This is a genomic window from Microbacterium sp. Bi128 (genome assembly GCF_918698205.1).
In genome coordinates this window covers 1-1,106 of record NZ_CAKKMM010001590.1, presented here as the reverse complement: position 1 = coordinate 1,106, position 1,106 = coordinate 1, and the positions used below count along the sequence as shown (strand labels likewise).

The following is a 1,106-nucleotide window of genomic DNA, read 5'->3' as shown; positions in this document are numbered from 1 at the left end:
GACATCATCATCGGCGACTCCGACGGCGTCGTCGTCATCCCCAGGGAACAGGCAATTGCTGTAGCCGAAGCCGCCGAAGCAGTCTTCGACGACGAAACCACCCGCCGGGCCGCCATCATCGCCGACCGACACTAAAGCAAGAAAGACAGAAAACTATGACCGCGTGCACCATCATCGGCCTCGGCGAAGCCGGAGCCACCTACGCGACTGCACTCATTGCGGCAGGCCACAGCGTCACAGGATTTGATCCCGTCGCACCATCCACCCCGACCGGCGTCACCAGGGCAGCAACCGCGGCCGAGGCGTGCCTTGGCGCAGACGTTGTCCTGGTCCTCACCGGAGCGGCCGCAGCCCGCAGTGTGGCCCAGGAATGCCTGCCCGTTTTGTCGGAGGGCAGCTGCTATGCCGACTTCACCTCGTCCTCACCGCACGTCATGCGGGAACTTGGGCAGTTGCCCAGTCCGGCACTCTTCGTTGACGTCGCCATCCTCGGGCCCGTAGCCGCGCTGGGCGAGAAGACCCCGCTGATGGTCAGTGGCCCGGGGTCCCGGGCCGTTGCCGATCTCCTGGCGCCGCTTGGTGCCGAGGTCGAAATCGCCGACGGCGAGCCCGGGGCCGCGATGGCCCACAAACTGCTCCGCAGCGTCTTGATGAAAGGCCTGGCCTCCGTGGTGGTCGAAGCCGTCACGGCGGGACGGGCCGCGGGACTGGAAGATTGGATCCGGAGTCAGATCGCCAGGCAGCTGGCGGGGGACGGCCCGGCAGTCATCGACAGGTTCCTCACCGGCACAGCCAAGCACGCCCTGCGCCGTTCCAAGGAGATGCAGGACACTGCCGGCTACCTCACCGACCTCGGAGTCCCCGCCGAAATGACCACAGCCTCCGCTGCGGCACTTACGCGCATCGCCGAGAAATCAGCACAGGCGGCGCCGGCCTTGCGCTGACCCCGACCTCAGGCAGAATCGTTTACAGGAATCAATGATGAACCATCCGCAAACCAGCACTACCCCGTCAGGAGCAGCAGCATGATCGGCATCTGGGCCCTGGCAGCCTATCTGGCCGTCATCCTGCTGTGGACGACCCTTCTCAAGCGCAGCGTTGGAGAG

The 1,106-nt window shown here is 65.6% G+C and carries 1 protein-coding gene; it reads left to right on the top strand.

The window, feature by feature from the left end:
• Positions 1 to 155 precede the first annotated feature (155 nt).
• Entirely contained in the window at positions 156 to 944 is a 789-nt protein-coding gene (locus LQV45_RS34760) for an NAD(P)-dependent oxidoreductase (protein ID WP_230012491.1), read from the top strand.
• The last annotated feature ends 162 nt before the right edge of the window (positions 945 to 1,106 follow it).

Bases quoted from the DNA above. Each gene is read 5' to 3' on its own strand.
- LQV45_RS34760 (WP_230012491.1), top strand. From the start codon at position 156: ATGACCGCGTGCACCATCATCGGCCTCGGCGAAGCCGGAGCCACCTAC.